Here is a 24752-nt window from a genome sequence, read left to right as displayed (position 1 = left end):
GGAGTTACAGAACAGGCTTGCGAAAAGGCGGCTGTGTCATTCGTTCTTTTTGGTAGCTGCCTCGAATGTCTTGCGGAAGCTGTTGCCATACATGGTCAGGAATTCCAGGCTGGTTCTTGTCGGAGATTTGCCGACTGTTTTCCCTGATTGTCAAAAAGTCCCAGAAAACCAGGAAGAACTCACCAGCCAAAATGAATTCCATCCACCCATGAGCCACGTACTCATCGTCAGAATTATATAGAGAAATGCCGGAATAATTTTCGAGGCTACTGTTTAAATAGTTCGCGGAATGGCCTTCAATGCAGCTTTCTGACCAATCAAACCTGAGCCCCTCCTGAACAACGCCGTAGTGAGCCAAGTCCGACAATAGCTGTTTCTCTACTAGATTTCGTAGGGCTGGGCTCATTGGGTTTGAAAAGCCTAAGTCGGTATAGTTTGGTCTGGGCTGGGGCATTAAGCACGGGGAGTCGTAATCGATTACACATACTCAGATACTATTAAAAAACTTCCGAAGCCGAGCCAGAAAGTGGCTGGTCTGAGTAGATGCTTCCTTAGCAAGTGGCACGTTTGTCTCAGGCTTTGCTTTATAGTTTAACTGCCAGATAGGATTCAGGTGATGTTTCAGCAGATTCAGGCCGGCCAGTGTCCATAGATCAAATCCACTATTTCGCGTCGTTTTCAAAATGATTTGCCAACCTCATGGCAATAATTCTTTTGACCTCCGTGTCGTCCGCATCAAACAAGACATCACGCAGCACTTCAGCGGAAACAGCCTCTGCGGCATGAATTAATGACCACTCTATTCCACAAGCTGATGTGCCGCGCGGAGGTCCTAAATTGATTAAAGCCAGAGAATGGTCTGGTTCCAAAGGCTCGGAAAGTTGCTGCACGAGTTCATCAAATTTCTCTAAAGGAAAGTCGTCAATGGCAGGCGTACTATCATCTGGCAATGAGCCCAGGTTACGTAAACAGGCGATGATGCTGACGTTATCCATTACTCCACCACCTCCCGGCAGGCCCGGTACAGATCCTTCCATCCGTCGCGCTCTTTTACCACGGTTTCCAGGTATTCCAGCCACACGATGCGGTCCTGGACGGGGTCTTTGAGGACGGCGCCGGTAAGGCCGGCGGCCAGGTCGTGGGCGCGCAGGGTACCGTCGCCGAAGTAGGCGGCCAGGGCCAGGCCGGAGTTCATCACCGATATGGCCTCGCCGGTGCTGAGCGTGCCGCTGGGGCTTTTGAGCTTGGTTTTGCCGTTCTCAGTCACGCCGCCGCGCAGCTCCCGGAAGATGGTCACGAGGCGGTTGATTTGCTCCAGGGCCGGGGCCTCCACGGGCAACTGCAAGGCCTTGCCCTGCTTTGCCACCCGCGTCTGCACGATGCGCACTTCCTCGGTCAGGTCGTTGGGCAGGGGCAGCACCACGGTATTGAAGCGGCGGCGCAGGGCGCTGCTCAGCTCGTTTACGCCCTTGTCCCGGTCGTTGGCGGTGGCAATGACGTTGAAGCCGCGCGTGGCCTGCACCTCAGTCGCCAGCTCCGGAATCGGCAGCACCTTTTCCGAGAGCATCGTGATGAGCGTGTCCTGCACGTCGGCCGGAATGCGGGTCAGCTCTTCCAGGCGCACCAGCGCGCCTTCCTGCATGCCCTTGAACAGGGGAGAGGGCACCAGCGCGCCCAGCGACGGACCTTCGGCAATCAGGCGGGCGTAGTTCCAGGAGTAGCGGATGGCATCCTCGGAGGTGCCGGCCGTGCCCTGCACCAGCAGGTTGGAGTGCCCGCTGATGGCCGCCGTCAGGTGTTCCGAAACCCAGCTTTTGGCCGTGCCCGGCACGCCCAGCAGCAGCAGGGCGCGGTCGGTGGCCAGGGTGGCCACGGCAATTTCCATCAGCCGCCGCTGCCCGATGTACTTGGGCTCAATCACGAAGCCGTTGTCGAGCTTGCCGCCCAGCAGGTAGGTAACCACCGCCCAGGGCGAGAGTTGCCAGTTGGGGGGCTTGGGCCGGTCGTCGGCGGCTTTCAGGGCGGCCAGCTCTTCGGCATACGCCACCTCGGCGTGCGGGCGCAGGATTTCAGAAACGGGAGTTGACATAAGCTAGGCGGAAAGAGTAGCGGGTTCGGTAAGTGACAAGGTAAGCTGCTGGCGGAAGTGCAGCGCGGTAAGCAGCTGGTCGAAGTAGCCGGCCAGGGTCGGGCCGACGTCGCGCAGTCTGGTCAGGGTGGCTTCGCACAAGGCATACTGCGCGGGCGGCACTGCAGTCTGCATGTGCTGGAGCAGTTGAATGAGGCGGTAGTGCTGAGCGTAGTACTGCGTCGTGCCGCTCGCCACGATGGTATTCTCAATGGTTTGCAGCGCCTTGGTCGTGAGGGCCGCCGGCCAGGGACCGGGCACGGAAAGCAGCAGGTGCTCCCACGGGGCGGCCGACTGGCTCAGGCTGGGGCGGCGGGGCAGGTGGTCGAGCAGGAGCTGCTGGGCCGCGGCCGGACCCAGCAACGCCGCGGCTTCGGTGCCATCCAGCGGGGTGGTTTTGTCGTTTTCGAGTTGGTGGCGCAGATAGGCCTGGGCCCAATCGGGGGCGCGGTGCAGCCGCAGGGCGTCGTGCCAGGCGCTGAGCAGCAGCGGGCCCCACTCGGTGCCGGCGGCCAGGTCCAGCAGCTTGGCGGGCGAAACTTGCCAGTGCGCCGTCCAGCGGGCGGGGGGCAGCACGGCCAGCAGCTGACCCAGCAGACCGGCTTTTTCGCCCGGGAAGCGGCTGTCTTTCTGCTCGATGCCGTCGGTTAGCCAGGTTTTGTCCCAGTCGGCCGGCAGCGTTACCAATAGCTTCTTGCCCAGCAGGTTGCTTTTCAGGGTGAGCAGAGCGGCGGCGCGCTGCCACAGCCGCTCAACCACGGCGCTGCCCGGCAGCCGCGCCAGCAGGAGCAGCACGGTCTGGCGCACTTCCTTGCTTTTCGAGGCCAGATACTGCTCCAACAAGGGCGCGTCGGCGGCTTCCAGGTTTATTGCCAGCGTTGCGAGCAGCTGCGCCTGGTCTTTGGCCGGCTCCTGGGGCAGGCTAGCCGCCAGCAGCTCCCGGGCGCGGGCCGGCTCCCGCTGGCGCAGGGTTTCCAGGTAGATGATGCGCTGGCGCAGGGCGCCGGTTTCCCAGACGGCCGCGTCGGGCGGAGCCGGGGCGGCGGCCAGCAGCACCTGCCAGTCCGGGTTCTGGGCGGCCAGCCACGCGCCCCGGCTGCCGAGCACCGGGCCGGTAAGCCGGTGCAGCTCCGGGCGGGGGCGGGCGTAGTCGAGCAGAGGCACCAGCAGCGGGGGCGGCACCCGCCGCCCGTGCCGGGCCAGCTCCTCCAGGTAAGCCGGCAGCAGGGCCGCGTGCTGGCCGTCCAGCATCAGCTGTAAGTGAGTGGTGCCGGTGGGGCCCAACGCGGGCTGGGTTTCGGGGGCGGCCGGGGGCGTGGCTGGCGTGGCGGCGCCGGGCTCGGGCAGCCTGTAGCCGGCTTTGCGCACCAGCGCAAGGGTGCCCGCCGTGAGCAGGACCTGCTTTTCGCGCTGATCCGGCGTGTCTTCCGTTGCTGTGGCCGGGCCCAGCAGGTTGGGGATGGGCTCGGAGCTGTGGCGGGTGCCGAGCATGGCCGTGCGCAGCAGCTGGGTCCAGAGCAGCTGAGGGTCAGGTGTCGTCATGGCCGGGCGGGAGTAGCGGTGACGGCCGTGGGCCAATACGACAGGGGGCGGAAGGCGCGGCCGTTCCATTCGCCGAAAAACGTCAGGGAAGCCCCGCCCCCCACGGCCAGCATCTGCCAGGCTTCGGTGCTGGCGCCGAGCTGCAGGGGCAGCAGGCCGGGCTCGGTTTCGTGGGCCAGGGCCCAGGTTTCATCGGGCCGCAGCACGGGGCGCACGGCACTCAAAAAGGCAGGCCACTCGCGCAGCCAGGGGTTGCGGGCTAAGGCATGAGCGTAATCATCGAGCAGCTGAGTGGGCCCCAGCTCGGGCCGGGCGCCGGAGGAAAGGCCCTGAAACGTGAGCTGCACCGGCGTGGCCCGCAGCACTGCCAGGCCGGGGTAAAACACCACCGCGCCGTCGTAGCTGCCGCCGGGCACCAGGGCCGTGGGGAAGCTCTGACTGCCGAAAGCATACTCCAGAATAAGGGCAAACCGGCCCGTGGCGCGGCCCCGCAGCCAGGTGCGGCGGGCCGTCAGCCGGTCTTCTTCCCAGGTCAGCTGCCCGGCCACGTCCCAGGTATCGGCTACGGCGGGGCTGGCCGTGAGCAGCTCTTCCTTTTTCTGCGTGATGCCTACCTGCTGCAACACTTCCTGCCGGGCGTCGGGCGGCAGTTGGGGCAGGTTCTGGAAGGCCCGCACCAGCAGGTACAGCTCGCCCAGGCGGGCCAAGAGCCGCTCGGGCCAGTCGGGGCCGGCGTGGCGCAGGCCGGCCAGCTCGCGCACGGTAGTGGCCAGGCCGGGCAGCTGCCCATCCACGAGGCGGGCGGCCTGGTTGTGCCAGTAGCTGCCGGGCTGCTTTTCCAAACTGCCCAGCCCGCTGCGGATCAAATCCACAAGCCAGGCTTCCAGCTCGGCGGCGCTACGGCTCATGCGCTGCAGGCGCTGGGCTTCGCGCTTTTCGCGGGCGGCGGGGTCGGCGGCGGTGGGAGCGGGGCTTTCGGCGGTAGCCACGGTTTTTCCGACCTGCTCCTGCTGGCGCGTCTGGCGCTTGTCGAGCCACTCGGCCAGCCAGGCGGGCGGGGTGCCCGGGGCCAGCAGCGCGGGCTGCCGGGCCAGCAGCAGCAGCAAACCTACGCCGTGCTTGCAGGGAAATACCCGGCTCGGGCAGGAGCACTTGAAGGCGGGCTCCGTCAGGTCGATGCCGGTGAGGTAGGGCTTGGCGCCGCTGCCGGCGCACTCGCCCCAGGCCGCCGTGTTGGTCTGGCCCAGGTTAGCCCATTTGGCGGGCGAAGTCAGCTCCTGGCCGCGTTTCAGCGTGCCGGCATCCGTTACGAGGGCTCGTACTTGCTCTTCAGTCCAAGTCAAGGCAGTATAGGGTTATTAGCTCGAATAGAAGATGGATAACCAGGTGCAAAGTAGCAGGTCGGGCTATCAACTTCTAATCCTGGGCCCGTAATCTGCGCCCGTAGTCGCGCCCTGGCCCGGAGGCGGTGGCCTCCGCCCCGGCAGAGCCTTGGCCGCCAGGAAGTTGCCCCGCCGCCCAGCGTCGGCGCTGGGCTAGAGCGAGGCGTAGAACTGCCGGCGCGTGGCAATGAGCAGGTCGACGGCCCGCTGTTTGTCGGGAGCCTCGGGCAAAGCGGATTTCGCAAAAGCCGCTTCTACCTGCGCTACCAGGGCTTCCGCCTCGGCCACCAGCGTGTCGTACTCAAACTCGCCCCGGCGGATGCGCAGCAGAAAGTCCCGGTCGGGGCGGCGCACGTGGAGCTGGCCGGTGGTAGCAATTTCCAGGGCCGTGCGCAGCAGCCGAAACACGTGGAGCATGTTTTTGGCGTCGTAGTTTTTGCCGTGCTGCACCGTGTTTTCGTAGCGCTCCGCGTTGCGGCGGGCTACCCAGTCCCAGTATTCCTTGTAGACGCGGCAGTAAGTGGAGTAGCCGTTGCGGTTGAACGACAAATACGCCACCGGCACCTCGCCCTTGGGCACGGCCGAGAGCAGCACGTCGTTGGAGGTTTCCGCGTCCTTCACCAGCCCCCGGTAACCCAGCGTGGGCACCTCGGCCAGGTCCACGAACAGGGCGTACAAGTCGGTCAGGTGGGGCACGTTGGCCAGGCCGCACCGCGCGGCCGCGTAGCCCTGGCGACTCAGCCACTTATCGGCCGGCTGGGCCCCGGCACCCACCGTCACGTAGCAGAAATCCAGCACCGACTTGCGGGCCGGGGGCTCGGGGTTGTTGATTTTCTTGTTGAGCCCCTTGGCCTTGCGAATCTGGGCTACGGCGTATTCGGCAAAGGTTTGGCGGCAGAGCTTAGAGAGAAACTGCGCCGGCCGGAAGGCCTCGAACAGCGGGTGCTGGTAGCGGATGCAGTCGGCCGGCGAGGCCAGGATTTCCAGGGCCGTGGGGTTGTTTTTGAGCAGCAATTCCACGAAGCGGCGCAGCTCGTAAAACACCTCGTCGTTGGTGGCGTTGGCCACCTGCGGCACGTAGTCGAGGCCGTAGTACAGCGCCTCGGGCAGCACGAACACGCCTTTCAAATCGGTGTCGGAGTGGGGCAAATCGGTGCCGTAGGCCCGGCTGCCGCTCACGGCTTCGAAGAGGATCAGGTTGTGCCGGCGCAGGTAGTCGATGCTCAGGCTGGTGTCGCTCGGAGTCATATAAGGAAGCAAGGGAAAAGCCGTCAGGCGGGAAAGGAGGTGGCCAGCAACTGTTGAAATATTGCGTTGAGCTGCGCCGTCGGCTCCGCGCCAGTGGGCACGGGCAGCGCGCCCTGGGCGGCCTGGCCGGCAGCGTATTCCTGGGTTAGAAACTCCACCAGCGCCGCCGGCCGGGGCACGGTCGTTTTTTCAGTAGCCTGAGCTTTGATGGCCAGCAGTTCGTTTACCTCGGCACTCAGCGCGGCCGGCAGCTCTTCCCGCAGCAAGGCAAACTCCATCGGTGGCAACGTCTGGCGGTTCCGGATCCAGCGGGCGGCCAAGGCCGAACGCAGGGCATAAAACAGCCGCTTGAGCCGCACTTCTTCACTTATGAAGTCGGATTCCAAGCCCCGGCGCACCAAACCCAAATAATGGTGCAGGCCGGCCCGCAGGTTGAAGGTGCCCGCCAGCAGGGGCTGCACCAGCGGCCCAAACTCCGGGGCCGCGTGGTACACCGTCGGCGATTGGAGCCACTCAAACAAGGCCGCGTTGGAGCCGCGCAGCAGCTTCAGGGTTTTGCGCAAATCCCAGCCGGCCAGGTCCAGCTCGGCATCCACGGGAAAGTTGAGCGTGTCGGGGCCTTCGTCGAGGGTGAGGTACCAGCCCGGCCGCCGCAGGTAGATAAAGCGCACGTCGTAGTCGGAATCGGGGGAGGGGAAGCCCCAGGCCCGGCTGCCCGACTCGCAGGCGTACAGAATACGAATGTCGTGCTCGGCTTCAAGGCGGGTGAGGGCAGTGGCAATGCGGGTCAGCATGAGGGGAGGGCGGATAGGCAAAACCAGGATTAGTCATTAGATTGAGACTATTATTCAGTCCCGCTTCGTCCCAGGCTTTGGTTCATGAAAAAAAATCTTTTGCGCTGGTATTTTGCTTTGGGTCTATCCGGGCTAACCGCTTGTCAAGAGGCCCCGACAACTCAGCAGCACTGTTACGCTCACTATTCCGACGAGGACACCATCAGTTTGAGCCTGCGTATCACCTCGTCAGCCGTGACGGGGTACATTCGGTATAATGCCGGCCCAGACCGTAATCAAGGCCGTATCCAGGGCCAGATGCACGGGGATACGCTGCTGGCTAGTTACCGTCTCGAAATCAACGGCCAGCTCAGTCAAACTGCTGCGCCTGTCGCCTTTCTGCGGCAAAGCAACGGCTTCGTAGAGGGCTTTGGTGATATCAAGGAGAGTGAGGGGCTATTTACCTTCAAAACCAGGGAAGCCATTTGGTTCGACCCTAACCGGGTGCTTACACCAGTTGTCTGCTCCGAAGTTGCTGCGCCCAGTCAACAATAAGCCTACACCCCTACAGCCGCGGGTCGACGGCCTCACTTTCCAGGGCCAGCACCCCGAACACGCACTGGTGCACGGCCCGCAGCGGCTGCCCGGCCACGAATCGTTCCAGGCCTTCCACGCCCAGCGTAAACTCGCGCAGGGCTAGGTTGCGCTTGGCTTTCACGCCCCGCTCGCGCAGGCGCTCCAGGTTGCCGGGCAGCAGGTAGTCGGGGCCGTAGATGATGCGCAGGTACTCCCGACCCCGGCACTTGAGGGCCGGCTGCACCAGGGTTTTGCCCTCGGGGATAAAGTCGTAGGGCTTCACCACCATGCCTTCCCCGCCGGCTGCCGTCAGATCCAGCCACCACTGGGTGGCGGCTTCCACGTCGGGAATGTCCTGCAGGTGCACCACGCGGTAGGGCGTGGCCCGGAGCAGACTTTCGTCGGCCTGGCTCAGGGCGCGCAGGGTTTCCATGTGCCAGGCGTGGTCTTTGTCAAAGTAGGTTTTGCCCTCGGTGGCCAGCAAATGAAACGGGGCCAGGCGCAAATCGGCCAGGCTTTCCACCGGCCAGCAGTAGCGGCGGTAGGCCTCGGCGTAGTGCTGGGCGGCGGTTTGCCGGGCCGAAGTGCGGGCCAGCAGGGCCTCCACGCCGTCGAGGCCCCGGGTGGCGGCCTGGGTAAGCACGGCGGCGGCTTCGGGCAGCGCGGCGGTGGCCGCGGCGGCTACGGCGGCGTACTGGTTGCGGATCAGCTCCTGGGCCTTGGCCGACCACGGCAGCAGCTCGGCATCGAGGCACAGCCAGTCGGTCTGGAACCGTTCCCAGAAGCCGGCCGCCGTCAGAGCCGCTTGCAGCTTTTCCAGGAAAGCGGCTTCCAGCACCGGGTCGTTGAAGAAGTTGCGGCCGGTGCGGGTGTACACCTTGCCCGGACCTTCGCCCACTACGCCGAAGCGGCGGCGGGCGGCATCCTCACTCTGGGCCAACACTACCACCACGCGGCTGCCCATGTGCTTTTCCTCGCACACCACCCGGCTCAGGCCCTGGCGGCGGAAGTAGTCGAAGGCCTCGGCCGGGTGCTCCAGCAAATCGGGCAGGGCACTGGTTTCCGAGGGGCTCATCGTGGGCGGCAAATACAGCAGCCACTTCGGGTTCAGGGCAAAGCGCGACATCACCTCCAGGGCCGCCGTGGCGTTTTCCTCCCGAATGGTCACCGAGGGCAGCAGGCGGGTTTTGATGATCTGCTTGCCCAGCACGTCCCGGATGTCGAGCAGCTCGTCGTGCTGCTGCTGGGCGGATAGTTGGTGGTCGGTTTCTGATTTTTGGTTGTTGGCTTCGGCTAGAATCCGCAGGTAATCCAACGGGCGGGCGGGCTCGCAGTAGACCTGGGCGGCGGGCACGGCCACCAGCTCCCGCTCGGGGTAGCGCAGGGCCGTGAGGCGGCCGCCAAACACGCAGCCGGTATCAATGTCGATGGTGTTGTTGAGCCACTCGGCGTCGGGCACGGGCGTGTGGCCGTAGACCACCGTGGCCCGGCCGCGGTACTCGGAAGCCCAGTTGTAGCGCACGGGCAGGCCGAATTCGTCGATTTCGCCGGTGGTTTCGCCAAAGAGGGCAAAGGCCCGCACGGCACCCGAGCCCCGGCCCTGCATTTCTTCGCGCATGCCGGCGTGGGCCACCACCAGCTTGCCGCCATCCAGCACGTAGTGGCTCACCAGCCCGTCCAGAAACTGCCGCACCTGGCTCTTGAACGTGTCCGACTCCTGGGCCAGCTGGGCCACGGTTTCGGCGAAGCCGTGCTTCTCGTTGACTTGCTTGCCATTGAGATAGCGCAACAGCTTGATATCGTGGTTGCCGGGCACGCACAGGGCCTGCCCGCCCTGCACCATGCTCATTACCAGGCGCAACACCTGCGGGGAAGCCGGGCCCCGGTCCACCAAATCCCCCAGGAACAGGGCTCGCCGGCCGTCGGGCGACGTCACGCGCACGCCCAAGTCGCGGGCGTCCAGCGCGGGCTCGGTTTCCACGGTGTAACCCAGCTTGGCGAGCAGCTGCAGCAGCTCGTCGTAGCAGCCGTGCACGTCGCCGATGATGTCGAAGGGGCCGGTATCCTGCTTGCGGTTGCTGTAGAGCGGGTCGCGCACGATGGTTTGCACCGCGTCGATTTCCTCGGGGCCGCGCAGGTGGAAAATGTGACGGAAGCCTTCCTGCTTGAGCGTTTTGAGGCTGCGGCGCAGTTGCTGCCGCTGCTGGGGCACCACGTGCCGGCCCATGTGCTGCCGCTCGGCCCGGGCGCGGTTGCGGTCCTCGGCCACCCGGTCGGGCACGTCGAGGATGATGGCCGTGGGCAGCACATGGTAGTCGCGGGCCAGCTGGACCAGGGTTTTGCGGGCTTCGGGCTGCACGTTGGTAGCGTCGACCACCGTGAGCAGGCCGCGCTTGAGGCGCAAACCTACCAGGTAGTGCAGCAGGGCAAAGGCGTCGGGCGTGGCGGCCTGGTCGTTTTCGTCATCGGACACCAGCGTCCGGCACTGGTCCGACGACACGATTTCGGAACCCCGGAACAGGCGGCGGGCAAACGTCGACTTGCCCGCCCCGGACGTGCCGATGAGCAACACCAGGGAAAGTTCGGGCAGCTTAAGATTCGTGTAGGGCATTGGGAGAATATCGGAGCTGATAAGTCCGCCGGGGACTTGAATTCAGCGGTAAGAGCAAATCTTGAAGAGAAAAAATAGATACTTCAAACGTGGTTGAAGTCCGGATTGGTAGCTAACAAAAGTCCGTCATGCTGAGCGAAGTCGAAGCACCTCATTACTAATCAGACGTCAGCACGCGAGATGCTTCGGCTGCGCTCAGCATGACGTTCTAACTTGAGTAGACTTCTGCCGATTGCCTTACCGCGCAAACACGGCCAGCTGCGAAGGCGCCCCAAACTCCTCGGCTTCCGGGCCCAGGGGCTCGACGCGCACTTGGTAGCCGTGGCGCTCGGCCACGCCCGTGGCCCACTCTGCAAACTGCGCCCGGCTCCATTCGAAGCGGTGGTCGGTGTGGCGGAAGTCGCCGGCGGAGAGCTGCTCGTAGCGCTGGTTGTAGTCGGCGTTGGGCGTGGTCACGAGGACGGCTTTGGGCTGGGCGCGGGCAAAAACCACCTGCTCGAAGGCCGCCAGCCGGTTTTCGTCGAGGTGCTCAATGACTTCGACCACGGCCGCCGCGTCGTAGCCGGCCAGGCGCGGGTCGTGGTAGAGCACCGAGCCCTGGGCCAGGGTGAGCCGCTCGCGCTGCCGCGGGGGCATTTCGGCTACGTGCAGCCGCTCCTGGGCCCGCTGCAGCTCCCGCATCGACACGTCCAGGGCCAGAATGTGCTCCACCTGCGGGAGCTTGAGCAGGCGGCGCACCAGCTTGCCTTCCCCGCAGCCCAAATCCAGCACCCGCTGGGCGCCTAGGCGGCGGATTTCCTCGGCCACCCGGTCCAGGCGCACGTCGTGGAGCTTCTGCTTTTCGGCGGCCGGTGCGGCGCTATCCGGCGTCAGGGTTTCGGCTGCATTCGGGCTTTCCGCCACCGAATCCAGCGGCAGCACGGCTTCCAGGGAGTCGTCCGAAGCGGCTTCGTCGCCGGCGAGTAGGCGCTCCAGGGTCGGGTTGACGTACTCGGCCAGGTTGCGCAGGTAGCGGCGGGTAATAAACTCCCGGTCGGGGTGCTGGGGCAGCCAGGCCGCGCCCCGGTGCAGCAGCTTCTCGGCTTCCTGGGCGTTTACCCAGTAGTGCTTGTCGTTGTCGAGCACCGGAATCAGCACGTAGAGGTGGCTGAGCAAGTCGCGCAGGCGCAGGGCTGGGTGGCGCAGGCGCAGGGTGAAGTAGCGGCTGTTGCCCCACTCCGGCACCGTCGGGTCCAGCACGTGGGCCTCGGTTTCGACCTCGTAGCCCAGGGGCGCAAACAGGCGGACGAGCTGCTCGGCGCTGGCGGCGGGCATCACGGCCACGGTGGCTTGCAGGGGCAGCAGCACCTCGGGCAGCTCGGGCCGGTCCTTGCAGGTGCCGTTCATGGCCGTGTTGAAGGCCTTAATCAAAGCCGCGCTCAGAAAGGACGAGGCCACGTAGGGCCGGTCGTTGACGTACTGCTCCAGCGCAAACCCCTCGCCGGCCGGGCCCCGGTGGTTGCGCACCAGGGCCACGGGGTCAATATTGAGCAGCACGGCCGCCGTGCACCGCTCGGTGGTAGCTTCAGGGTAGAAGATATGGACCTGGCCGCCGGCTACTTCCAGGGTTTGCAGGCGGGCCGGGTTCTTGTGCAGCAGGTAGCCCAAATCGGTGGCGGGCTGGTGGGTAGTGGTAATCGTAAGTAGCATCGGACCTAGATAAGACAGTGGCAATATGCCACAATTGGCGGCAGCAACGGCAAACAGGCCCGCCGGTGGATGCCGCCCATTGGCTTAACGACTTGCCGCTGAGTAGGTGGTTTGGCCCTCCGCGTAGCTACTGCCACTGAAAATCAGGTCCAACCGGAACAGTGGGAGCAGCTGGCATGGCCCCGCTGCCCGAAATGCCCGTAAACTGCCGGAATTAGGTTTTCTTTGCCTTCCAACCCGCTGCTTATGCCCGAAAGTATTCCTGCGCTCCGAACCGTGGAGGTGACGCGCTACGTCGCGCCGCTGCGCGAAGGCGGCTCGCTGCCCGCCCTGGTCGAAGCCGACGACGAGTTTATGTACGTGGTCAAGTTCCGGGGCGCGGGGCAGGGCATCAAGGCCCTCATCGCCGAGCTGGTGGTGGGCGAGCTGGCCCGGGTGCTGGGCCTGCGCCTGCCCGAGCTGGTGTTCTGCCAGCTCGACGAAGCCTTCGGCCGCTCCGAGCCCGACGAGGAAATCCAGGACCTGCTGCGGGCCAGCACCGGCCAGAACCTGGGCCTGCACTACCTGTCCGGTGCCATCACCTTCGATCCGCTGGTCACGACCATCGAGCCCCGCCTGGCCTCCCAAATCGTGTGGCTGGATGCCCTGACGCTGAACGTGGACCGCACCGCCCGCAATACCAACCTGCTGATCTGGCACAAGGAGCTCTGGCTGATTGACCACGGCGCGGCCCTCTACGTGCACCACGCCGGCCCGGGCTGGGCCGCGCCCCGGCCCCGCACGTTTCCGCAGGTGAAAGACCACGTGCTGCTGCCCCAGGCCAGCGAGCTGGCCGCCGTGGACACCGAGTACCGCGCCCGGCTGACGCCGGAAGTCCTGCACGCTATTCTGGCCCTGGTGCCCGACGCGTGGCTGGAGGAAGCCGCCGCCGGCGAGGCTACGGCCCCGGAGCAGCGCCAGAATTACGTCGGGTTCCTGGCAAGTCGCCTGGCCGCCTCAGAAACCTTTGTTCAGGAAGCCGAAGATGCCCGAAAAGCACTTGTTTGAGTACGCCGTGCTGCGCGTGGTGCCCCGCGTAGAGCGCGAAGAGTTTCTGAACGTCGGCGTCATCCTGTACTGCCGCGCCCAGGGCTTTCTGCAAACCCGCTGCGCGCTGCCCGAAGCCCGCCTGCAAGCCTTTGCCGGCGCCGGCCTCGACCTGGCCGAGCTGCGCCAGCGCCTACAGGCCTTCGAGCAAATCTGCCGGGGCAAGCCCGAGGGCGGCACCATCGGGCGGCTTTCCCTGGCCGAGCGGTTCCGCTGGCTCGCGGCCACCCGCAGCACCGTGGTGCAGACTTCACCCACGCACCCCGGCCTCTGCGAAGACGCTGCCGCCACCCTGGACCGGCTGTATCGGCAGCTGGTGGAGTAGGTTGTTGGTTTGTGGTTTTTTGTTTGTGGAGAGGCTGTTTAGACAGCAAAAAAGAACGGTCATGTCGAGCCCTGGCGAGACATCTCGCGTGCCACAGTAATCTGATTACCATTGCACGCGAGATGTCTCACTGCGTTCGACATGACCGTTCAAGCGAGGCGCTGAACAGCCTTCCTGACAACAACCAACAACCAACTAGAACTCCAGCACCAGGATCAGGGCATCGTTGCTGAGGGCTTCCAGCTCGATTTCCGGCGTGTTCCAGAGGGCCAGGGCGTCTTTTTCGTGGAGCAGGCGGCCCTGCACCTCAAACGCGCCGGCCAGCACGAAGGCAAAAAAGCACGAGTCGGGCCGGCGGAGCGGATGCACGGCCTCGCGGCGGCCCCCAAACCGGCCCAGGTGCAGCGAGCAGCCCAGCGTAGCGGCGGCCGGCACCAGGGGCGCCAGCTGGTTTTCCAACTGCGCCTCCGAGAAGGGAAACAGGAAGGGCGGACTCGCCGCGGGCTCGGCGCTCAGCCAGATGTGCAGAAAGCTGATCAGCTCGGTTTCGTAGAGGTTGGTAAAGCTGATGGAGCCCTGGGCCGGCAGGTGCAGCACCAGCACCTCCTCGACCTGGGCCGTGGCTACCACGCCGGGTGCGGCCACGCCCACGGCCCCGGTGATGGGCAGCACCAGCACCAGCGTGGCCTGTTCGGCCCGCAGCTCCAGGCGGTGGCCGCCGGCCAGGGTTTCCTCGTTCAGAGCTTGCAGGCGGCCCAGCGGCTCCCGAAACTCCTGCTGGTAGCTGCCGAAGCTGAAAGTGCTGTAGCGCCGGAACCGGCTGGTGGCGGTCAGGCCGCGCTGGTCGGCCAGGTAGATGCGGCCGGGAGTCTGCTGAAGCATGCTAGGCGGGGTAATGCAGGGAATGAATACTCAGAAACGGCGGGAGCTGAAACAGCGTGGTAGGCACAGCCGCCCCGGCGGGCGGCTCGGCCGCCGCCTCCGACACCAGTAGGGCCGTACCGATGGTGTCGTGCCAGAGCAGGGGCTCGGAAAAGAAGTTGACCGCCACCTGGTGCCAGCTCTTATCGAGCAGGTCGGAGTTGATGATTTCAAACTGGAACTGGCTGAACTTCAGAAAGTGCCGCCCCAGACTGTCGAGTACGTCGGGCACCAGGCCGCCCAGCTGCTGCACGTAGCCGCGCGCCGCCGCGCTGACCAGAAAATGCAGCTGCCCGGCTCCCGGCGTGTGCTGTAGCAGCTGCCCAAACGAGCGGTACTGCTGCCCGGGGTTGAAATTCTGGGCCTGCAGCCGAAACTCAGCGTACGTATCCTCGAACACCAGCTTGTCCCAGGCCCGAACCGAGGCGGCGTCAATCAGCTTGCGGTAACACAGCGTGATGGTACGAGCCATTTTGTTAATGTGCTAATGTGGGGAATGTGCTCAGGTGCTAATGCGGGGAATGTAGAGAATGTGGGGAATGTGCTCAGGTGCTAATGCGGGGAATGTAGAGAATGTGGAAAATGTGCGGAGTGTGAGAAAGGTGTCATTATGAGCAAAGCGAAGCAATGACACAGCCTTTCATTTTTCACATTCTTCCACATTAGCACCTGAGCACATTCAAACCACATTAGCACATTCCAAAACTTACGCTGGTACGCTTAGGGCAATGGCCAGCTGGAAGCCGTCGGTGGTGTTGCCCGTTACGGTGGCCAGCTCCTGGGTTACTCCGTCGCTGAACACGTTGTCCTGGGCGTTGGCGGTGTAGCCGCTCAGGCCTTTGGCGTAGCCGTTGACGGCCGCTACGGCCGTGCCCGCACCTTCGGGGAAGGCAATCTGGGTGACTTTCAGCGAGGTGCCGCTGGCCGAGTACACGTGCACGTGGATGTGGGTGGCGCGGCCCGAGTACCAGCCGGGGAAAATGGTGGTGAAGCGCACCAGCCCGCTGGCGTCGGTGACCTGGCGGCCGCGCAAAAAGTGCACGCTCTGGTAGTTGGTGCTTTGCATGCCGCTGCCGCCGTACTCGGAATAGTTGCCGTCCGCGTCGCAGTGCCAGATATCGACGATGGCACCGGCCAGGGCCGCGCAGCTGTTGTTGCTGTTGGCAATGGTGATGCTGGCCGTCATCTTGTAGCCCGCTTTGCCGTCCGTAATGTCGCTACGCACGTAGGAGGCCGGCACCTTGGTCGGGAAGGGGCCTTCGGTTTCGGTGGGGGCCACGGTGCAGTTGCCGGGCGTGCCGGTGCCGCCCGTCGTGCCGCCCGTGCCGCCCGTCGTGCCGGAGCCCGAGGTGGTGGCATCCGGCGTCACGTCGTCTTTGCTGCAGGCCGTGAGCAGGGCGGGCACCGAAACCGCGCCTACCAGCAGGCTCTTGAGGAAGTTCTTTCTTTCCATGATGTGCGGGGTCGTGAAGGGGTTGCTGATTGGATAAGCGAATTTGCATCAGCCTTTTCCGGGCCGCATCCCCTAATCGACCACCCCGCCATTTACACCGACGAATCCCGCTCTGGCTCCCGCCGCCGGGTCAGGGTGCTAGCTGAATAAGTCCAGCAGCTGGTCGCGGCTCATGGTTTTGATCAGCGCCACGTCGGTGTGAATCAGCTCGTGGGCCAGCTCGCACTTGGCCTCCTGGAGCTGCATGATTTTCTCCTCAATCGTGTCGGGACAAATCAGGCGCACGGCCACCACTTTTTTGTCCTGCCCGATGCGGTGGCTCCGGTCGATGGCCTGGTTTTCCACGGCCGGGTTCCACCACGGGTCCACCAGGTACACGTAGTCGGCCTCGGGCAGGTTGAGGCCCGTGCCGCCGGCTTTCAGGCTGATCAGAAACACGCGCACCGAGTCGTCCAGCTGAAAGCGGGCCACGGTGGCGGCGCGGTTTTTCGTTTGCCCGGTGAGGTAGGTGAAGGGAATGCCGTGGGTTTGCAGCTCCTGCCGGATCAGCTCCAGCATGCGCACGAACTGCGAGAAAATCAGGATTTTGTGCTGCGGGGCCTTGGTGCGTACTTCCTCCACCAGGGCCTCCAGCTTGGCCGATTCGCGGCCGTAATCGGCCTCGTCGGGCAGCAGGGCCGGCGAGTCGCAGATCTGGCGCAGCTTGGTGAGGCCCTGCAAGATGTGCATGCTTTCCTTGCGCGGCGCGTCTTCGTGCACGCCCAGCAGCAGGTCGTGGTACTCCTTTTTGCAGGCGTCGTACACGCGGCGCTGGGCCGCGCCCATTTCGCAGTAGAGCACCATTTCGGTTTTGTCGGGCAGCTCGCGCGCCACCTGGGCCTTGGTGCGGCGCAGCACAAACGGGCTGATGCGCTGCTGCAATTCCCGGGCCCGGCGCGCGTCCCTGAACTTGTCGATGGGCCCGGCGTACAGGTCGCGGAAGTGCCGGGCGCTGCCCAGCAGGCCCGGGCAGGCAAAGGACAGCAGCCCGTAGATGTCGAGCGTGTTGTTTTCCAGGGGCGTCCCGGTCAGCACCACGCGGTTGCGGGCCTGCAGCAGCCGTGCCGCCTTGTAGCGCTGCGACTCCGGGTTCTTGATGGCCTGGGCCTCGTCCAGAAACACGTAGTTGAACGGGTACTCGCGCAGCTGCCGGATGTCGGACACCAGCGTGTTGTAGGTCGTCAGCACGATGTCGCAGGCATCGAACTGGGCCGCCTCGGCCCGGCGCAGGGCCCCGTGCAGCACGTGCACCCGCAGGGAGGGCGCAAACTTCGCCACCTCGGCCTGCCAGTTGAACACCAGGGACGTTGGCACCACCACCAGGTTGGCCGCCGGGCGGCCCAGGGCGCGCAGGTGCAGGATAAAGGCCAGCACCTGCACCGTTTTGCCCAGGCCCATGTCATCGGCCAGGCAGCCGCCGAAATGGAAGGTATCCAGGAAATTCAGCCAGTTCAGGCCCTGCTGCTGGTACTCGCGCAACGTAGCCTGCAAACCGGCCGGCACCGGCACGGGCGCAATGCCGCTGAAGTCGGCCACGGCGGCCTGGTAGGTGGCCAGGCGGGTGCGGGCGGCCTCGTCCAGCGCCGCGGGGTCGTAGAGCTCCTGAATCAGGCGGAAGTTGACGCTGGGCGTCCGGATTCGGTCTTCCACCACGTCGCCGGCGGCAAAGTACTCGGCAAACTTCTCGACCCACTCCCGGGGCAGAATCCCGCGGGTGCCGTCGTCGAGGCGCACGTAGTGGCTGCGGTTGCGAATGGCCTGCTGCACCTGCCGCAAGGAGGCTTGCTGGGTGCCAAAGCGCACGTTCAGCCGGGTATCAAACCAGTTGTTTTCGCCCGTCACGCGCACCGAAATCCGGGCCCGGTGCGGGTTCAGGGTGTTGCCCTTGAGCTGGTTGAAGCCCAGGATGGTAATCTGCTCCTGCTGCCAGTCCTCGAAGGCCGTCAGAAACCACTCTTCCCGCAAAAACAGCGCCTTGGGCACGTGCAGGGCCGGCTGCTGGAGCTGCTCGCCAAACTCGGGATAGTGCCGCCGCAGCGCCGTGAGAAACTGGCCCTCGGCCTCCGGGTCGCGGGCCAGCACGAAGGGGCGGCCCCGCTCGTCGGTAGCCAGCAGCTGCCGGCGCGAGAGTACCGACACCTCCCGGGTGCCGTAGCGCATCACCGGCAGCAGCTCCACGCTCGGGCCGTTGTCGGAGAGGTAGAGCAGCTTTTCCGGGGCCTGGTCGAAGCCGCTGCCGGCCAGCTGCCGCTTGGTGGCGGGCCGCACGTAGGAGTAGCTGATGTGAATCCGGTCTTCCAGGTTGGCCAGCACCTCGCGCTGAAACTCGCCGAACTTGCTCTTATGAATCAGTAGGGTGTTGTTGCGCTTCCTGAAAAAGTCGATGACGCGCAGCACGTTCACGTCTTCCAGCAGGTAGAGCCAGCCGTGCAGCACCACGAAGTAGTCGTAGCGCAAGGCCACCGTGGGCAGTTGGGCGGGTTGCCCGTCGAGCAGCAGGTGGCCGGCCACTTCGTAAAACTCGCCCTGCTGCTGCACCTGTAGGCGCAGGTCGTTGGGGGCGCAGCGCAGCTGCAGAGGCGTGAGGGCCGGCCCCGTGAGCTTATCCGACACGGCCGCGTTATGGGCAAAAAACGGGAAGCCGCCGGGGTTGTCGATAATGGCCCGCAAGGCCTGAATAGCGGCGGCCGACTGCTGCTGGTCGTAGTTGTGCTGGAAGCGGGCCAGGCCGGTGTAGAACTTCAGCTCGGCCAGGTTGTCGCTCGTGCCCAGGCTGTCGAGCGGGTTGAGCACTGCAATGGGGTTTTTTACCTTGCCCGCCGCCGTGAGCTGGGCCTCGGCCAGCTGCACGGTGAGGTGGCCGTAGTACTTGTGCCGGCCAAACACCACCAGGCGCTGGGTGCCGGCCGCGGCCTCGGGCAGCGCCGGCGGCAGCAGCTGGCCCACCAGCTCCCGCGTGGAAGCCGCCGTGACGGGGTAGAGGCCCGCCTGCCGGGGCGCCACGAGCACCGTGGGCCGGGCGTAAGTCAGCTCGAAGTGCGCATCCAGGTCGGCGGCGTGCTCCAGGCCGTAGTCGCGGGCGGTGGCGCGTAGCAGCTCGTGGCGCTGGGCGGCATCAAAAAACACCCGCAGCTCCTTGCGTTGCAACACGCTGAGCAGCACCAGGGCCTGATGGTCGCACAGGGCCGGGGCCGGGGCCGGGGCCGGGGCCGGGGCCGGGGCCGGGGCGGCGCACGAGCAGCTCAGGAGCAGGCGGCCGGCCTGCTGCTCCACGCCCACGGTCGGGAAGCTCCGGTCCGCCAGGGTGGGCTCGGGGCTGGTAAAGGTGCCCGCGTTCAGCGTCAGCGCCAGGGGCTCGATGCCGGCCAGAGCCCGGTGGCCGAAGGATGGCCGCACCGGGCTCAGGCGCTCTACGTCGGCAGTGGTCAGCTCCGCCACGGTGGCCCTGAGCTCGTAGTCATGACGGCCCGGCTCCGGCGCAGAGGGTGTTTCCGGGAAAGCAGGCATAAGCGGGCAGTGGCGTGAGAAAAAAGCCGGTCGTATTTCAGCACTGGGGCCGGGCCGCGAAGATACGCGCCGGGCCCGCCCCAAACCAGCCCGCAAAAAAAGCCCCCGGCCGCTGCCGGGGGCTTTTCAGGTACTGCTACTGCCGGGCCGCTACTCGGTTTCCACGGCCACGCTCGTGGCGGCGGTAGTGATGGGGCCCGGAATCAGGGAGCTGTCCACGTACCAGACATTCAGGGTGTTGTTAAAGCCCCGGTCGTAGTCCGACTCGCAGTGGACGTTGGCGCTGGTGTTGAGCAGAATATAGCTGGAGTTGTTGCTCTGGCTGTTTTTCCACCAGCTGCCGTCGGTGCCGTCCGTCCATACTTGCTGCAGCTGCCACTGCACGATGACCCCGCCCGGCGTGAGGTCGAAGTCGTGGTTGCGGTGCCCCACGTGGCCATCCTCGGCGTAGTTCTGGCTGGTCGATTGAATCACGAAGGCCGGGTCGTTGGCCGCGTTGTTGTACGTGATAGAGCCGTAAGTCTGGGTTTGCGACTGGCTGCTGCCCACTCCCGGCTCCGACGACTGCAGGGCCGCAATGCCCTGGATGAAAATGTAGCGCTGGTTGATGTTGTTGAGCTCGTTGTTGAGCGCGTTAACCTGCGTCGTCAGGCTTTGCAGCGTGGTTGGGTCGTCTACGATTGTGCCTTGGTTGGCCATTACTTCCGACACCAGGGCGTTGACTTGCGCGGGGTAGGAGCCCTGCCAGCTGTCAGGCAGCGAGTTGAGCGTAATCTGGAGCAGGTACGTGTTGAAGTACAGCGAGCCGACGGCGCTGAAGACGCTGGGGTCGATGGGCAGCGTGTTGGGAATGTTGGGGTTAATTTGGCTGTAGTGAATCATTTCGGCCTGGGCCGGGGCCGGCACGTTGTATTGCTGAAACCAGGCCAGGTACTCCTGCACCGTGTCGATGCCGATGGGGTCGGAGGGGCGGTTGGGCGCGTTGGCCGGCATGCCCTGCATGTTCAGGTAAAAATTGACCGAAACGTTGTTGGACGAGGTGGCGCTGTTGAACGTGGCCTGGCCCTCGGCCGTAAACATTTCCGGGGCGGAAGCGCCCAGGGCGGTCTGCACCTTGGTCAGGGTTTCCTCCGAATCGGCGCTGATGGTGTAAACGGCCTGAAACGAGGCCTGGCGCTTGGAGCCAGCAAGGTAGTAGTCGCCGTAGAGGCTGCGAAACTGGGCGTAGTTTCCTTGCGAAAGCAGCTGCTGGGCCGGGGCCGTAAACTGCAGGCCGGTGGTGTTAATCGTGTCGTAGTCGGTGTACTCAACCTGGTAGGAGGCCAGAATCGTCATGTCCAGCTCCGACTGCTTAATCTGGTTCAGGTAGGAGGCTGAGCCGCTGAGGGTTACCCCGTCCATGTTGTAGCTGCCGCTGGCCGACACGTCAATCAGCTGATCCACCGAGCTGGTCGAGCTGATGTTGGTATACGTGGTGGTCGAGTTGGTCGAGACGGCCGCCGTGGTCGTGAACGGGGCCAGGGCCTGGGCGCTGAGGCTGCCCGTCACGGCGTTTACGCCCTTGCCCAGCGCGTAGCCTTCCAGCCAGGGCTGGCCCGCCAGGTCGGAAACCAGCGTGGTGGTGCCGCCGGTGGCCTGGGCCTGCGGAATCCGGTGGGTAAAGCCCCGGGCCGGGCGCGGGGTGGCCGAGGTCGAGGGCACGACGAGGCAAACCAGCACCTGGCCGGTCCAGTCGTGGTCCTGCACCTGCTCGGCCTGCTGCGTTGCGCCATCCGCCGCCGGGGAGGGGAAGGTTTTGTCGTAGGCTTTCTTGAACTCGCCCAGCACGCTCTGGCAGCCGCACTCCAGCTTGAAGCCCACCGTGTAGGTCAGCTGGCCGGTGGGGTCCGGGGCCGTCAGGTTGCCTTTCACGTCGAGATTGGCGTAGCAGCGCGCATACTGCTTGCCAAAGACCGCAAAGCTTTTTTCGGTTTTGAACTGCAGTTCAAATTTTCCTTCGGATTTGGTTGGAAATGGCATCGGAAAAGAGGAAAAGGGTTGAAAAGATGGAAAAAGGGCGCGTTGCAGCAGGCGCGGCCGGACTTAGGTCTAGGCCTTCAGGGAGGAAGAGAGAGACGGAGAAGCAACGTCTGCCGCCGGGGCAGGACAGGAGGATGGGGCAAAGGAAGTGTCTGGCTGCAAGGTGTTTGTGCGAAAAAATACCTGATTGACCAGATCAGGTATTTCTACCTGATTCGGGCCCGAAGTCGGGCCGATGGGGCGGCAGGCAGGTAGAAATACCTGATTTTGGGTTTCCCGTATTTCTACCGCCCGTCAGATCAAGCCGAATGCGGTATTTTGGGCACCCGAAATATTCCTATTCGGACTTTGTTCCACCTCCTGATTTTTGCGCATGGCTGATAAGATTCTACCCCTGCTGCCACCTCTGCTGACGCCGGATGACTTTCGCACCGCCACGCTCGCCTGGATTCAAACCATTGAGCAGCCCACGGCTACCTGGTACCAGATGTTCGAAGTCGGCGGCAGCCCCCTGACGGCCGTCAGCTTCCCGATGGAAACCATTATGGCTTTGCTCTCCACGGTGCGCGCCTATTACATCGAGGCCCGGTTTATGGTAATCAACGGCCAGTTTTCCATCGGGCTCTACGCCACCGACATCAACCACGTCCGCCTATCGGCCTATTTCCCGGCCTACTCCTGGTGGACCATGCCCGTGACGGGGGAGGTGGCCCACTCGTTTACCGGCGTCGACCAGACGCCCTACGCCCTGGTGCAAGCCTGGACCACGGCCTGGGCGCAGGTGCCGCCGCCCAACCTGAAAACCGAAATGTTTGCCACCAGCTACGGCACCCTGGAAGGCTACAGCTTTAAAGCCGCTGACTTCATGCAGCCGCTCTACGAGGCGCAGGATATGACGGGCATGGATATTCGCGTCGACCTGGGTTTGCACGGCTATTATCCGGCCGTGACCAGCGGCAACTCGGCCCTGCAGTATACCTTCGGACTAGTGCTGCGCCTGTCGTTGCCCCAGCCCGTGGCCGAGCAGGCCATACCCATGCAGCTAATGGCCTCTATCGGCTCGAAATCGGCCTTTTTCGACCTGTCGACGCCCTGCCCGCCCGGCACCTGAGCCGGGTGCCCGCCCCGGCCTTTCCTTCTGCCTGCCTACGCCTATGCCCTTCACGTTGCAGCAACTTCTTATGCGGCTGACGCTGGTGCCCGTCCTGGTGGCGGGCATCATGGGCGTAGTGCGCTTTCGGCACTTGCCCCCCAGCCTGCGCTACCTGGCCCGGCTGGAGTGGTTTGTGCTGCCCATCGAAATTCTGGGGCTCGTGCTGCTGACCCTGCACCGCAACAACCTGTTTCTGATGCCCATCTACATGGTGGGCGAAACCTTCCTGCTGGGGTTGGTATACCGGCACGCGCTACAGTCGCGCCCGTTTGCCCGCCTGGTGCCGTGGGTGGTGGGCGGCTTCACGCTCTACGCCCTGGCCGATACGCTGTGGGCCGAGAACCTGACGCGGTTTCGGCCGGGCCAGCAGGTGTTGCAGGCCGTGCTGGTGCTGGGCTTCGTGGGCCTCTACTTCCGCAAGCTGCTCAACGAGCTACGGGTGCTGCACCCCACCCGGGAGCCTATGTTCTGGGTGTCAACGGGCCTGTTTATCTACTTTCTGGGCTATTTGCAGATTGCCCTGTTCAGCAACTATTTGCTGCAGTATTCGCAGCAGCTGAACCACAACATCTGGGCCGTGCACTCCTTGCTGTACCTGGTGCTGCACGGCTGCTTTAGCTACGCGTTATGGCTGCGCCCCCGGAAGTAGCCTTTGCCCAGTTGCTCTTCAGCGGTATTGCTTTTATGCTGCTGGCCGCCGGCAGCCTGGTGGTGTTTCTGGTGACGTACCAGAAGCGGCTGCTGCACCAGCAACTGCGCCTGCGCCTGGCCGAGGCCGAGCACCAGCAGCGGCTGCTCACGGCCATTATTGAGGCGCAGGAGGGGGAGCGGGAGCGAATCGGGCGCGACCTGCACGACGGCATCGGCTCCACCGTGTCCACGGCCAAGCTGCTGCTCAACCGGCTGGAAGGCCTGCCCGCCACCGACGACGCCCAGGCCCTGCTCAAGCTCATCCGCGAAATCATGACCACGGCCGTGCAGGAAGTCCGCAGCGTGTCGCACAGCCTGTATCCGGCCGTGCTGGCCCGCTTTGGCCTGGCCGAGGCCCTGCAGCACCTCGTGGACGTGAGCAACGAAACCGGGCAGCTGTCCGTGGTGCTGGAAACGGACTACCCGCAGTCCCTGACCCTGGCCCAGGAGTTGGCCCTGTACCGCATCGGGCAGGAGCTGGTGCACAACGCCCTGAAGCACGCCCGCGGCGCCACCCGCCTCGTGGTGCAGCTGCGGCAGCAGGGGCCCCGCCTGGCGCTGGTCGTGGAAGACAACGGCTGCGGGTTTGGCCCCGCGCCCGGCCGCGGGGCCGGCCTGCGCAGCATCGAGGTGCGCGTGCAGATGCTGCAAGGCCGCCTGCGGCAGGAAGCGGGGGCCGCCGGGCAGGGCACGCGCATGGTTGTTGAACTGGAAACCCGCCCCGGATAAACCGGTGGGGCGCCTTCGGCAAGCGGAACGCTAAGGCCCCGGATCCGGCGGCGGATGGTTCTGGGCGCGGGCTCTAGCTAGTGCCGAATTGTTGTGCTAGTATTGTACTTGGCCCGGCGTGCCGGGGTATCTATTTTTCCTATCAACTATTCAGGTGCTATGGCTGCTATTCCGGGTCCGGTTCACGTTGCGTTGCTCGACGACCACGCCCTGTTCCGTCAGGGGCTGCGCTACATTCTGCAGTCGTTGCCCTACGTGGAAACCGTGGTGGAGGCGGCCACGTTTGCCGAGCTGCTCGCCCAGTGCCGGCAGCGCCTGCCCGACGTGCTGCTGCTGGATCTGCAGATGCCGGAAGTAGACGGGGCCGAGGCCACCCGCCTGCTGCTGGCCGAGTTTCCCGACCTGAAAATCATTGTGCTGTCGATGTTTTCGGCCGATAAGTTTATCACCCAGATGATGAAGCTCGGCGTGCGCAGCTACCTGCCCAAAGACTCCGACCAGGAGCTGCTGCGCGAGGCCCTCGAAGCCGTGCTGCTGACGGGCCACCACTTCACGCCCAGCATTTCGCGGGCCCTGATGCGGGCCGTGCAGCAGCCCACCCGGCAGCAGCCCACCACGCTGCCCCTCCTCGTGCAGCTCACGCCCCGGGAGCTGGAAGTGCTGCACCGCATCTGCCAGGGCCGCAAGGCCGCCGAAATTGCCGACGAGCTGTTTCTGAGCCGGCGCACCGTGGAAGGCCACCGCCAGAACCTGCTGGAAAAAACCGGTGCCCCCAACTCGGCCGGACTGGTCGTCTACGCCGCCCAGCACGGCCTGCTGCCGGAGTAAGCAAGTCGAACCGAGTATAAATCAAAACGTCATTCCGAGCTTGCCGAGGAATC

21 protein-coding genes are annotated in these 24752 nt (G+C 64.6%); 7 read left to right on the top strand and 14 right to left on the bottom strand.

Translation table 11 applies throughout. From position 1 onward, the window contains the following. Window positions 1-4: 4 nt before the first annotated feature. The 7 genes from E5K00_RS08210 to E5K00_RS08180 all read right to left on the bottom strand — a co-directional run bounded on the left by E5K00_RS08210 (window position 5) and on the right by E5K00_RS08180 (window position 7094). Entirely contained in the window at window positions 5-406 is a 402-nt protein-coding gene (locus tag E5K00_RS08210) for a hypothetical protein (protein WP_135462748.1), read from the bottom strand. Window positions 407-662: 256 nt separating this feature from the next. Further along, window positions 663-995 carry a hypothetical protein gene (locus tag E5K00_RS08205; protein ID WP_135462747.1) on the bottom strand — a complete coding sequence of 111 codons (333 nt, stop codon included), beginning with the start codon at window positions 993-995 and terminating at the stop codon, window positions 663-665. After that, window positions 995-2089 carry an ATP-binding protein gene (locus E5K00_RS08200; RefSeq protein WP_135462746.1) on the bottom strand — a complete coding sequence of 365 codons (1095 nt, stop codon included), beginning with the start codon at window positions 2087-2089 and terminating at the stop codon, window positions 995-997. Before E5K00_RS08200 ends, E5K00_RS08205 begins: the two co-directional genes overlap by 1 nt. 3 nt (window positions 2090-2092) lie before the next feature. Then, window positions 2093-3670, bottom strand: coding sequence for a DUF5691 domain-containing protein (locus E5K00_RS08195; RefSeq protein WP_135462745.1), 1578 nt, complete (start codon window positions 3668-3670; stop codon window positions 2093-2095). Then, the gene (locus tag E5K00_RS08190; RefSeq protein ID WP_135462744.1) at window positions 3667-5013 is read right to left on the bottom strand and encodes an SWIM zinc finger family protein; all 1347 of its coding nucleotides are present in this window, start codon (window positions 5011-5013) and stop codon (window positions 3667-3669) included. The genes E5K00_RS08195 and E5K00_RS08190 overlap by 4 nt, the downstream gene beginning before the upstream one ends. 192 nt (window positions 5014-5205) lie before the next feature. Further along, the gene (locus E5K00_RS08185) at window positions 5206-6300 is read right to left on the bottom strand and encodes a DNA polymerase beta superfamily protein (RefSeq protein WP_245328237.1); all 1095 of its coding nucleotides are present in this window, start codon (window positions 6298-6300) and stop codon (window positions 5206-5208) included. A gap of 23 nt (window positions 6301-6323) precedes the next feature. Further along, window positions 6324-7094, bottom strand: a complete 771-nt coding sequence (locus tag E5K00_RS08180) for a nucleotidyltransferase domain-containing protein (protein ID WP_135462743.1) — start codon at window positions 7092-7094, stop codon at window positions 6324-6326. Between the two features lie 84 nt (window positions 7095-7178). Here E5K00_RS08180 and E5K00_RS08175 point away from each other — a divergent pair, with 84 nt between their 5' ends. Beyond that, window positions 7179-7628 (top strand): hypothetical protein, encoded by a 450-nt coding sequence (locus E5K00_RS08175; protein WP_135462742.1) that lies wholly within the window; start codon window positions 7179-7181, stop codon window positions 7626-7628. A 10-nt stretch (window positions 7629-7638) separates the two neighbouring features. On the opposite strand, the gene E5K00_RS08170 is transcribed toward E5K00_RS08175, so the two are convergent. Both E5K00_RS08170 and E5K00_RS08165 read right to left on the bottom strand, forming a co-directional pair. Beyond that, entirely contained in the window at window positions 7639-10260 is a 2622-nt protein-coding gene (locus tag E5K00_RS08170) for a polynucleotide kinase-phosphatase (RefSeq protein ID WP_135462741.1), read from the bottom strand. A 237-nt stretch (window positions 10261-10497) separates the two neighbouring features. Further along, window positions 10498-11949, bottom strand: a complete 1452-nt coding sequence (locus E5K00_RS08165) for a 3' terminal RNA ribose 2'-O-methyltransferase Hen1 (RefSeq protein ID WP_135462740.1) — start codon at window positions 11947-11949, stop codon at window positions 10498-10500. Between the two features lie 246 nt (window positions 11950-12195). Between E5K00_RS08165 and E5K00_RS08160 the strand changes: the two genes are divergently transcribed. Together E5K00_RS08160 and E5K00_RS08155 are read left to right on the top strand one after the other, a co-directional pair. Beyond that, on the top strand, window positions 12196-12996 hold the full coding sequence (locus E5K00_RS08160; protein ID WP_135462739.1) for a HipA family kinase: 801 nt from the start codon (window positions 12196-12198) through the stop codon (window positions 12994-12996). Then, window positions 12974-13360 (top strand): DUF3037 domain-containing protein, encoded by a 387-nt coding sequence (locus E5K00_RS08155; protein WP_135462738.1) that lies wholly within the window; start codon window positions 12974-12976, stop codon window positions 13358-13360. The genes E5K00_RS08160 and E5K00_RS08155 overlap by 23 nt, the downstream gene beginning before the upstream one ends. Before the next feature lie 195 nt (window positions 13361-13555). Here E5K00_RS08155 and E5K00_RS08150 read toward each other — a convergent pair whose 3' ends face one another. The 5 genes from E5K00_RS08150 to E5K00_RS08130 form a co-directional block, all read right to left on the bottom strand. Then, a complete protein-coding gene (locus E5K00_RS08150; protein ID WP_135462737.1) occupies window positions 13556-14242 on the bottom strand; it encodes a pirin family protein in 687 nt (228 codons plus the stop codon). Between the two features lies 1 nt (window position 14243). Next, window positions 14244-14753: a hypothetical protein gene (locus E5K00_RS08145; protein ID WP_135462736.1), complete on the bottom strand. Its 510-nt coding sequence runs from the start codon at window positions 14751-14753 to the stop codon at window positions 14244-14246. 234 nt (window positions 14754-14987) lie between these two features. Further along, complete coding sequence (locus E5K00_RS08140) at window positions 14988-15734, bottom strand: dioxygenase family protein (protein ID WP_135462735.1); 747 nt, start codon at window positions 15732-15734, stop codon at window positions 14988-14990. 138 nt (window positions 15735-15872) lie between these two features. Continuing rightward, a complete protein-coding gene (locus E5K00_RS08135) occupies window positions 15873-19280 on the bottom strand; it encodes a DEAD/DEAH box helicase (protein WP_135462734.1) in 3408 nt (1135 codons plus the stop codon). Window positions 19281-19430: 150 nt separating this feature from the next. After that, window positions 19431-21299, bottom strand: a complete 1869-nt coding sequence (locus E5K00_RS08130) for a hypothetical protein (protein WP_135462733.1) — start codon at window positions 21297-21299, stop codon at window positions 19431-19433. Between the two features lie 373 nt (window positions 21300-21672). Here E5K00_RS08130 and E5K00_RS08125 point away from each other — a divergent pair, with 373 nt between their 5' ends. The 4 genes from E5K00_RS08125 (at window position 21673) to E5K00_RS08110 (ending at window position 24699) form a co-directional block, all read left to right on the top strand. Beyond that, window positions 21673-22410: a hypothetical protein gene (locus tag E5K00_RS08125; RefSeq protein WP_135462732.1), complete on the top strand. Its 738-nt coding sequence runs from the start codon at window positions 21673-21675 to the stop codon at window positions 22408-22410. 43 nt (window positions 22411-22453) lie between these two features. After that, complete coding sequence (locus E5K00_RS08120) at window positions 22454-23101, top strand: hypothetical protein (RefSeq protein ID WP_135462731.1); 648 nt, start codon at window positions 22454-22456, stop codon at window positions 23099-23101. Beyond that, window positions 23080-23871 carry a sensor histidine kinase gene (locus E5K00_RS08115; RefSeq protein WP_135462730.1) on the top strand — a complete coding sequence of 264 codons (792 nt, stop codon included), beginning with the start codon at window positions 23080-23082 and terminating at the stop codon, window positions 23869-23871. Before E5K00_RS08120 ends, E5K00_RS08115 begins: the two co-directional genes overlap by 22 nt. Window positions 23872-24030: 159 nt before the next feature. Further along, the gene (locus E5K00_RS08110; protein ID WP_135462729.1) at window positions 24031-24699 is read left to right on the top strand and encodes a response regulator transcription factor; all 669 of its coding nucleotides are present in this window, start codon (window positions 24031-24033) and stop codon (window positions 24697-24699) included. Window positions 24700-24752: the final 53 nt, after the last annotated feature.

Source organism: Hymenobacter aquaticus, assembly GCF_004765605.1.
GTDB lineage: Bacteria > Bacteroidota > Bacteroidia > Cytophagales > Hymenobacteraceae > Hymenobacter > Hymenobacter aquaticus.
This window is presented reverse-complemented; position numbering and strand designations above follow the sequence as displayed.